Annotated in this window: 7 protein-coding genes; 4 read left to right on the top strand and 3 right to left on the bottom strand. The window is 39.1% G+C overall.

Annotated features, from left to right (window positions below):
* The 3 genes from Q0L68_RS12950 to Q0L68_RS12940 all read right to left on the bottom strand — a co-directional run.
* Window positions 1-344: bifunctional 2-polyprenyl-6-hydroxyphenol methylase/3-demethylubiquinol 3-O-methyltransferase UbiG (locus tag Q0L68_RS12950; RefSeq protein WP_296703828.1), on the bottom strand; the 344-nt coding region annotated here is incomplete at its 3' end.
* A gap of 66 nt (window positions 345-410) precedes the next feature.
* Window positions 411-722, bottom strand: a complete 312-nt coding sequence (locus tag Q0L68_RS12945; protein ID WP_296703825.1) for a rhodanese-like domain-containing protein — start codon at window positions 720-722, stop codon at window positions 411-413.
* 31 nt (window positions 723-753) lie between these two features.
* Window positions 754-2,148, bottom strand: coding sequence for an MBL fold metallo-hydrolase (locus tag Q0L68_RS12940; RefSeq protein ID WP_296703820.1), 1,395 nt, complete (start codon window positions 2,146-2,148; stop codon window positions 754-756).
* Between the two features lie 214 nt (window positions 2,149-2,362).
* Here Q0L68_RS12940 and Q0L68_RS12935 point away from each other — a divergent pair, with 214 nt between their 5' ends.
* The 4 genes from Q0L68_RS12935 to Q0L68_RS12920 all read left to right on the top strand — a co-directional run.
* The gene (locus tag Q0L68_RS12935) at window positions 2,363-4,894 is read left to right on the top strand and encodes a M14 family metallopeptidase (RefSeq protein WP_296703817.1); all 2,532 of its coding nucleotides are present in this window, start codon (window positions 2,363-2,365) and stop codon (window positions 4,892-4,894) included.
* A gap of 232 nt (window positions 4,895-5,126) precedes the next feature.
* The gene (locus Q0L68_RS12930) at window positions 5,127-6,785 is read left to right on the top strand and encodes a carboxylesterase family protein (protein ID WP_296703815.1); all 1,659 of its coding nucleotides are present in this window, start codon (window positions 5,127-5,129) and stop codon (window positions 6,783-6,785) included.
* Window positions 6,786-6,981: 196 nt separating this feature from the next.
* The gene (locus tag Q0L68_RS12925; protein ID WP_296703813.1) at window positions 6,982-7,320 is read left to right on the top strand and encodes a cupin domain-containing protein; all 339 of its coding nucleotides are present in this window, start codon (window positions 6,982-6,984) and stop codon (window positions 7,318-7,320) included.
* Window positions 7,321-7,388: 68 nt separating this feature from the next.
* A partial coding sequence (locus tag Q0L68_RS12920) for an SH3 domain-containing protein (RefSeq protein ID WP_296703809.1) occupies window positions 7,389-7,975 on the top strand: 587 nt, incomplete at its 3' end.

Below are 7,975 nucleotides of genomic sequence, written 5' to 3'. Positions count from 1 at the left end.
AAAATCCTTCTTTTGACTTCAGGGAAATGAGTATAGGAAAATGCAATCGCATCAAAATAATGTGTTGGGTAATCCACTTCTTCCAAATCTTCAACCCGATAATCAATTGCAACTCTATTTATCAAGGCAAGTTTCGCTGCCTTCTTCTTACCTTCAATACTGGTATCAAAAGCAAACACATCCCATCCTAATTTAGCGGCAAATACAGCATTTCTTCCCTCTCCTTCCGCAGGAAATAAAATCCGTCCAGGAGTCAGGTCTATGAGTTTGGATTTTAAATACTCATTAGGCTCTATACCATAAGCAAAGTCTGGTTGACTGTATCGCTGATCCCAAAAATTCATATCAAAATTCCAGTTTCTAAAAAAGGAGAACCTAATGACTCTCCCTTTCTATTGTTCCAAACCTATTTAACCTATACACTGATTGACATTGCTGTACGTGCCTCCGTTAATGACATTTTGAAAACCATTTTGCTCTAAAATACTTTTCGCCTGTCCACTTCGGTTGCCACTTCTGCAAAATACAACAATGTTTTTCTTGCCTTTAAATTTTGCCAATTGGCTGCCGACTCTATCCAAAGGGATATTTACAGCTCCTTTAACTGACCCTGAGGCAAATTCACCAGCAGACCTTACATCCACTAGAAAAGCACCTTCTTGGATCGCATCGATTAATTTGGTATTGTCTTTTGATCCAAATATTGCTGAGAAGAAATTCATATCTATTATTGTTTATTTGTTACATTATTCTTTAGGCATTCGCCAAATCCTTTTCTCTTTCTTTCCACTCCTTCATTCCACCTGAGTAGTTTTTCACTTGGTCAAATCCATTTTTTCTGAGTAATGAATAGGCGATTGCAGCGCGGTCCCCACTTTGACAATGAATGACGACTTGCTTGTCCTTGCTGATTTTATCCAGATTATCTACAAGAGTGCCTACGAAAATATGATCTGCACCTTCAATATGTCCTGCATTGAATTCAGTCGTATTTCTAACATCGACGATCTGCACATTTTCTTGGTCAATCAGCGTCTCAAACTCCTCAATGTCGATTACATCTGCTTTTTGCAAATCCATTCCCAATTCAGAAACATCCTCAATGAAACCATAAATATTATCCAGTCCAATTCGCATCAATTTTCGAGTCAGATCTTCCATTTGACTTTCCTCTGCCACTAGAATAAATTGCTCCTGGTAGTTTAAAATCCATCCGGCCCAAGTAGAGAAAGAATTGTTTCCTTGAATATTGATACTTCCCGGTAAGAAGCCTTTGGCAAAGTCTACCTTATTTCTTGTATCGATTACTTTCAACCCATCTTTCTGAGCAGCAAGAAATTGCTCTTGAGTCAGTTTTGGATGCTTTGGCACTTCCACAAGAAGTGGTCTATCCACTTTATTTAAGTGCTTCATCATAGCAAAATATTTTGGGGGTTCTGGCTGCCCGTCCAATAGATAGTCTACAAATCCTTTTTCATCTGTGGCAAACTGAAATGCCCAGTTTCTGATTTTTTCATATCCTACTGTTGAACTTGGAACAGAGCCCAAAGCTTTGCCACAGGCAGAACCTGCACCATGTCCAGGCCAAACTTGTACATAGCTTGGAAGCTTTGCAAAGCGCTGAACAGACTCATACATCTGCTTAGCTCCTTTTTCCTGTGTTCCTACTATTCCAGCAGCTTTTTCCAAAAGATCCGGTCTTCCCACATCCCCAACAAAGACAAAGTCTCCCGTAAATACCATCACTGGCTGATCTGTAGCGGGATGGTCTGTCAGTAAAAAGCTGATACTTTCTGGGGTATGACCAGGAGTATGCAAAACTTCTAAAGTCAAATTTCCTACCTTGATTTTATCCCCATGATATAATCCCTCATGGTCAAATTCATATTGCCATTCAGATGGGCCTTCGTTTGATAAATAGAGTTTTGCACCGGTTACTGCGGCTAATTCTCTAGAACCACTCAGGAAATCTGCATGGATATGCGTTTCCGTAATATGAGTGATTTTCATGTTGTTTTGCTTTGCAATAGCCAGATAGACATCCATATCCCTCTGAGGATCAATCACTATTGCTTCTCCTTTGGCTTGACATCCAATGAAATAACTTGCCTGAGCAAGAGTTTTATCATATACGTGCTGAAAATACATTTCTTTCTATTGTTTAAAATTGATACTACAAATGTGGGGATATCTAAGATACTACACAGGAACTTTTGTCACATTAGAGAATACCATGACATCGATTTGGATAAATCAATTCAAAAAAGCTGCAGAAAAAGATAAACAAAAGCTTTTTTTTAATCGGTGCAGTTCAGATAGACAATTCCTTTTAAATTCAACCTTCCAATTGAAACCTCCTCCTATGAAAAAATTATTACTCTTAAATTTATTCGTTTTTTCGATCACTATTTGTTCCTGGTCCCAAATCCAGACACCCGAGCAATTTTTGGGATACAAGCCCGGTGATCGATTTACTCCTCATCACCGAATGGTAGATTATTTTGAGCATGTCGCTGCAAATAATCCCAACGTAAGGTTGATCCAATACGGTGAAACTAATGAGAAACGCCCACTCATTGTTGCAATCATCGCCTCTGAAGAAAACATGGCAAGGATTGAACAAATCCGAGAAGACAATTTGAAAAGAGCAGGAGTATTGGAAGGCGATCCTACCACTTCTATACCGATCAACTGGATGTCTTTCAATGTTCATGGAAATGAATCCGTAGGAATGGAAGCAGCTATTTCCTCTTTTTATACTTTGGCAAATCCAGCCAATACCAAATCTCAGGAGTGGCTAGAGAATCAAGTTATCCTTTTGGATCCATGTATCAATCCCGACGGACGCGATCGCTATTCCAACTGGTATAATCAAAAAATGAATACTACGTTGCAGCCAGATCTACAATCAGTGGAACATAACGAGCCTTGGCCAGGTGGTCGCGCCAATCACTATTTATTTGACTTGAACAGAGACTGGGCTTGGCAAGTACAGGTAGAATCTCAGGCGAGAATGAAGCTTTATAACCAGTGGTTGCCTCAATTGCATTTAGATTTTCATGAGCAAGGGATTAATAATCCTTTCTATATGGCTCCAGCAGCTGAGCCTTTACACGAACAGTTGACTCCATGGCAACATGAGTTTCAGGATACATTTGGAAGAAATACTGCTAAGTATTTTGATGAGGCAGGAAGATTCTATTTTACCAAAGAGCGTTTTGATTTACTTTACCCTTCATATGGTGACTCTTACCCAATGTTTAATGGTGCGATAGGAATGACCATTGAGCAAGGTGGTGGTGGCCAAGCTGGTATCGGTGGTTATAATTCTGTGGGCGATACTGTAACCTTAAGCTATCGAATTGCAGGGCATTATACCGCTGCTATGTCTGCAGCAGAAGTAACCAGTCAAAACTCAGAAAAACTCCTCGAAGAATATGAAAAATTCTATGATGAGAACTCAACAAGTCCAAAAGGAAAATATAAAAGCTTTGTCATCAAAGGGGAAAGTAACCCTGCTCAAGTGGCCAAATTGCTTACACTTCTTGATAAAAATGGTATCATATATGGTAAAGCCGGATCAAAATCCGGTTTGAAAGGATTTGAGTACCAAAGTGGAAAAAGTCAGACTTTCTCGACTACTGAAAAAGACATTATCATCAATGCTTACCAGCCAAAATCTGTTTTGACACAGGTTTTCTTTGAACCAAATCCAGCTTTGCATGATAGCATAACTTATGATATTACAAGCTGGGCTTTGCCTTATGCATATGGATTGGAAGCCTATGCAATAGAAACTAGAATTGATGCTGCTGGAGCTTATGAAGCACCAGAATTCAATTTAAACCAAGCCGGAAAAACTCCAGTTGCATACATGGCAGCTTGGGAAGGAACAAGAGATGTTGCATTCCTTTCCGAATTGTTAAACACTGGAATCCGGGTAAAATATCCTGAATTTCCATTCGAAGTAGAAGGGAAAAGTTTTCCTGCAGGTTCACTTTTGATCACCAAAGGAGGAAATGAATATGTGGAAAACTTTGATCAAAAAGTAGTTGAAATTGCGAACAAATATGGAATCACACTTGCAACCACAATGAGTGGCTATGTGGACAAAGGGAAAGATTTTGGCTCACCTAATATCAGAATCATTAAAGCTCCAAAAGTTGCTTTGATTGGAGGGTCCGGAACTAACTCGTTGAATTATGGAGCAATCTGGCACTTCTTTGAGAAAGAGTTGAATTATCCATTAGTGAACCTAGAGCTAGAAAATATGGGTCGTTATGATCTAAGCAAATACGATGTTTTGATCATGCCTTCCACTCGGGGAGGAGGATTATCTAAGCCTGCAATGGATCAAGTAATGGAATGGGTGAGAGCAGGAGGAAAAATGATCGCAATAGACGGTGCTTTGAATGCTTTTGCAAATAAGGAAGGTTTCGAATTGAAAACCTTCGATACGGATGAGGAAAAGAAAGCAGCAGAAAAAGAATCAGAAGCATTGGCAAAAGAAGAAAGATTAGCTCCTTATCAGGAAGGTGAGCGGGTTGCAATCTCAGGTGGCGCCGCAGGTGCAATTTATGAAATTACCATGGATGAAACTCATCCATTGGGATATGGTACCGGTGGAAAATATTACACTTTGAAAAACAATTCTAGCCGATACTCTTACCTGACAAGAGGAGTAAACGCTGGAATCATTGCTAATAATGATGCTTATAGAACAGGCTATATTGGCTATAAGATCAAATCTAAGATGGGTGAATCCATGGCAATTGGCACAGAACGAGCAGGAAGAGGTCAAATCGTTTATTTCGTAGATGATCCTATTTTCAGAGGCTTTTGGGAGTCTGGAAAACTCGTGCTGAGTAATGCTATTTTCATGGTTGGACAATGATTTCTTAGTGAGTTATGAAATAAGATTTAATACCCTGAGGGCAAATAAACTAAAAACCGACTACTAAAAAGTGGTCGGTTTTTTTTTGATTTTATGGTCTATTTATTCATTTTGAAACAACAAATTCCTTTGAAATAAAAAATGAGTGGAATTTGTTCTTGGATTAACTAACTCAAATAATCAATCCTTATATTTTCCTGTCAATCAACCCTTTAACAAGAGACCCGAAATCATGAAAAATCAAAGACGCGAATTTTTTAAAAAAGTTGGTGTAGGAACTGCTGGTCTAGGATTAGCTTCTGCTGTTCCATTTTCCACCCTAGCCCAAAATAATTCTAATCCACCAAGTGGCGGTCAATTCCTCCAAATAGGGGATGATATTGCGATTGCAAATACAGATTCAGGAAAGATCCGAGGTTATATCCTAAACGATGTTTATACTTTCCTTGGAGTTCCCTATGGCGCAGATACATCTGGTAAAAATCGATTTATGCCTCCACTAAAACCTGAGAAGTGGACAGATATTAAACCTACCATTTGGTGGGGAAATACAGCTCCTCAAATCATGGATAATCGATATGCAAATCCACATTCTTCTTTCGCAGATCACTGGAATTATGATGATGTCAGTGAAGATTGTCTGAAGCTCAATGTTTGGACTCCGGCATTAGACAGCAAAAAAAGGCCTGTGATGGTTTGGCTTCATGGTGGCGGATTTACCAATGGCAATGGAATCGAACAAGATGGATATCATGGTGAAAACATCAGTAAAAATGGTGATATAGTTTTTGTATCAATTAATCATCGTTTGGGTCCAATAGGGTTTACAGATCTATCGGGGGTAGGCGGCTCTAAATATGTTCACTCTGGAAATGTGGGACAACTAGATATCATCGCATCTTTGGAATGGGTAAGAGATAATATTTCTAATTTTGGTGGCGACCCTGGCAATGTTTCTATTATGGGCCAATCAGGTGGTGGCGCAAAAGTAACTGCAACCATTTCCATGCCTGCATCCAAAGGGCTTGTACACAAAGCTATTCCCCTAAGTGGATCTATGATCATGGCCACACCCCAGGAATATTCCAGAAAATTAGGAGAATATGTATTAAATGAGGCGGGTTTATCCCAAGACCAAATCGATAAGCTTCAGGAATTAAGTTGGAGGGAATACATAGACATAGCTAATAAGGCTTTGGAAAAAATGAGACAGGATAACCCCAACATTGGTTTTAGAGGAGGTTTTAGCCCTGTCGCAGATGGAGTTAATCTTCCGAAAGGACAATTCTTTTCTGATCCAAATGGACTGGCTTCCGACATCCCTATGTTACTATGTACTACATTTCATGAATGGAATCCTACCCGTACATCTCCCGAACTGGAAAAGATTGACTGGGCTGGTGTCGTCGAAAAAATCCAACCCCGATTCGGAGCAGATTCTGAAAAAATTGTTAATGCCTATAGACAAGATTTTCCTGAAGCTTCTCCAGCAGATATTTGGGCGATGGTAGTATCAAACAGACAAGGTGCGATTAACACTGCAAATGCAAAATCGAAACAAAAAGCTCCTGTATATGTGGCTTGGTTTGGGTGGGAACCCAACCTTTATAATGGAAGAATGAAAGCGTTTCATTGCATTGATATCTGTTTTTGGTATGATAATACGGATCGAATGTACACACACACAGGAGGCGGTGATAGGCCAAGAAAGCTTTCAAATGCAATGTCAGCTTCTTTGCTGGCATTTATGAGAACCGGTAGTCCAAATGGAGGTAAACTTCCATCTTGGCCAAAATATTCGGCTGAAAATGGTGAAACGATGATTTTGAATGATAAAAGCCAAGTAAAGAATAAACCTGATGGAAATGGACTAGCAAGCCTACCGGCATAATTCTACTTGAAAAGGGACTTATTTATAGTCCCTTTTTTATTATTGTTAACTCTTCTTAAGCGTTGAAGAATTTATTCTTATTTTAAAAGAAATTCCTAGTTTTAGCTTTATGGATCACAAAACCCGATTTGTTCTTTTCTCTTTTTTAGTTCTGTTTTCCTGTAATAATAAGGAGGAAACTAATACAGAGATACTGATGGAAAAACTAGCTGAAAGCACCCAAAGCTGGAATGGTGATACCTTACCTAACTATCCCAAAGGCCAGCCAAAAGTCACCATCCTAAAGGCTAGTATTCCTCCAAAAGCAAAACTTGAAATGCATGAGCACCTCGTGATTAATGCAGGACTTTTACTAAAAGGGGAGTTAACGGTGATTGATGAATTTGGAAACAGACTTGAATTAAAAGCTGGTGATACTATCATCGAACTCGTGAATACATTTCATTACGGCGTGAATGAAGGGACAGAAACTGCTGAGATTGTGGTGTTTTATGCAGGAGATATTGCTACTCCAATAACCCAGATCAAAGAATGAAAATCCTAACCTTAACCCTTTTCCTAATTTCATCATGCCTTTTTGCGCAAAGCAAAGAAAGCTAACAAGTGATTAACCTGCTCGGGGCAACAATTTATTCTGCACCAGACCTTGATGCACAAATTGTTGGAAGAATTGATATAGGCAAAGTCGTTTATTTCGAAAAAGTCCTTGACGAGAAGTCGAAAAAGCAAATATCACATGAATTGGAGGTGGAAGGAAACTGGATTGAAATTAGACTTGACTATAGAACTGGCTACATTTTTAGCTCAGACTTAACCACAAAACCTACTGAATTAATCATTGAGCACAATGATTTGCCAACATTAAACCTATTTGGAAAAGAACTTGAGAAGAAAGAATACACCGAGCAAACTGTTATTGATGGTGAATCTTATCCCATGGAAAAGATAGTTACGGCTTATGAATTTGCTCTAACCAATGAAACAATATTTGACGGATGCTTCGATTGGGAATACACCTTGGAAGGATTTACCCGATCCGAAGCTTACCATCAAGTAATCAACCTGCACTCCAGAAAAAACAAGAATCAAATCGAAATTCCCGCAATCATTTCTCGTGAAGGGAATGTTTGGAATTTTTCAGACCTCGACGCGATCCAAGAATTAAAATTGCATGACTTGGGAAACGGTAA

Origin of the sequence: Algoriphagus sp. (assembly GCF_024642405.1) — a bacterium.
Taxonomy (GTDB): Bacteria; Bacteroidota; Bacteroidia; order Cytophagales; family Cyclobacteriaceae; genus Algoriphagus.
The sequence above is the reverse complement of the archived record's forward strand: the minus strand, read 5'-3'. Positions and strand labels throughout refer to the sequence as shown.